We start from the raw sequence: 810 nt of genomic DNA on the forward strand, positions 1-810 counted from the left end.
ACGCTCCTTTGGCGCTGGCATATGCGGCATAGCCTGGATAGGTAAAACGGGCAAGATCGTTCGTCATTGCCTTATCTTCTACAGTTGTAATTGAGCTGACTTCATCCTACGAATAGAATTGGGCTTTTCAAATACCTAAACCTATTGGATGATTGCCTAATTCTCCAAAACAGAGATTGTCATAGGTTCTATAATCGTTAAGAGTAAGGCTGAGCGAGTCTCTATGACGATCGAAATCTCCAATTCTGACGTAATCGCAGATCGGTGCCAAGAACTCGCGACACTGGTGATGCGGCACACCGATGCCAACGGCAACATTATCCAACCAACTGCGATCGCGCCATTGGATTTGACGCGATCGGATGCTGTATCTACCGCACTTCATGGCGTGTATCAGCCGATCCTGGCGATCGTCGTGCAAGGACAAAAAGAAGTGTTGCTGGATGAACAGAGGTATCAGTATGGCGCAGGGCAATATCTAGTCGTTTCGGTCGATTTACCACTGAGTAGCTTTGTAGCCCAGGCGACACCCAACAAACCGTATTTAGGACTGAAACTAAACTTAGACCCGATGCAACTGTGCGATCTGGTTGCCCAAATGAGTTCTAGTGTGGGTAAAAAAGAGAACTCTGTCCGAGGTATATCAGTCAGCAACGTCGATGTTGAGGCGATCGAGTGTGCCCTTCGCCTGGTCAAGCTCTTAGATACGCCGCAACATAGTCCCATGCTAGCACCGCTGATAATTCGCGAACTCTATTACCGTCTGCTGATCGGCGAACAAGGTGAAGCCGTGCGCCAAATTGCCACATC

At 48.5% G+C, this 810-nt stretch carries 1 protein-coding gene; it reads left to right on the top strand.

Features of this window, described 5'->3' with window-relative positions:
* Window positions 1–223: 223 nt before the first annotated feature.
* Window positions 224–810: AraC family transcriptional regulator (locus DSM107010_RS37365; protein WP_148125953.1), on the top strand; the 587-nt coding region annotated here is incomplete at its 3' end.

This window comes from Chroococcidiopsis cubana SAG 39.79 (assembly GCF_003991895.1).
GTDB classification, from domain to species: Bacteria; Cyanobacteriota; Cyanobacteriia; order Cyanobacteriales; family Chroococcidiopsidaceae; genus Chroococcidiopsis; species Chroococcidiopsis thermalis.